The sequence below is a fragment of the Paenibacillus sp. TY11 genome, assembly GCF_059772165.1.
The window spans coordinates 1-1,088 of the sequence record NZ_JCBAIQ010000063.1 but is presented as its reverse complement, the minus strand read 5'-3'; the positions used below and the strand labels follow the sequence as shown (position 1 = coordinate 1,088).

Sequence of the window (1,088 nt, the reverse complement as noted above, 5' to 3'; positions counted from 1 at the left end):
ATCGGCCGGGAGACGATCGTCGGCATTCTCGCCGAGCGTTCGGTGGACTTGCTGGTGGCCGTGCTGGCCGTCTGGAAAGCGGGCGGGGCGTATGTGCCGCTCGACCCGGATTACCCGGCAGACCGCGTGCGGTTCATGCTCGAAGACAGCGGAGCGAAGGTGCTGCTGACGCAAACGCCGCTGCGAGAGCGTGCCGAAGCCTGGCTCGGCGAAGAGGAGCTGGCGCTGGCGGCGGTGCTGTACCTGGACGACGAAGCGTCGTACAGCGAGGAGCGAGCGAATGCGTCGGTTGTCTCCGGCAAGCTGACGGATGCTGTGGACGACGGCGATGAGAGCCATCAGAATGTTGGCACCGACAGCTTCCATGAAGCCCGTCCGGAGGATCTGGCGTACGTGATCTATACGTCGGGAACGACGGGCAAGCCGAAGGGCGTGATGATCGAGCACTGCAGCCTGGTGAACACGGCGGCGGGCTACCGGCGGGAATACCGGTTGGATCAGTTCCCGGTGCGGCTGCTGCAGCTCGCAAGCTTCTCGTTCGACGTGTTCGTGGGAGATATCGCCCGGACGCTGTATAACGGAGGCACGATGGTGATTGTGCCGAAGGACGACCGGATCGATCCGTCTCGTCTGCACCACTGGATTGAGCGGGAGCGGGTCACCATCTTCGAATCGACGCCGGCGCTGATCGTGCCGTTCCTGGAGTACGTGCACGAGCAGCGGCTGGATATGAGCTGGATGGAACTGTTGATCACGAGCTCGGACAGCTGCAGCGTGGCGGATTACCGGACCTTGCAGGAACGCTTCGGCTCGTTGTTCCGGATCATCAACGCATACGGTGTGACGGAAGCGGCGATCGACTCCAGCTTCTACGACGAGGAGCTGGCGAAGCTGCCGCAGACAGGTAATGTGCCGATCGGCAAAGCGTGGCTGAATGCGAAATTCTACATCATGGATGCGCACCTGAATCCGGTGCCGGTCGGGGTGCTGGGCGAGCTGGTCATCGGCGGAGTCGGAGTGGCGCGCGGGTACTTGAACCGTCCGGAGCTGACGGAAGAGAAGTTCGTAGACAGCCCGTTCGCCGCGGG

Annotated in this window: 1 protein-coding gene; it reads left to right on the top strand. The window is 63.1% G+C overall.

The annotated features are described in order from the left end of the window. Positions 1–1,088, top strand: a 1,088-nt coding sequence (locus tag AC6EJC_RS26795) for an AMP-binding protein (RefSeq protein ID WP_444956518.1), incomplete at both ends; no start/stop codon positions are given.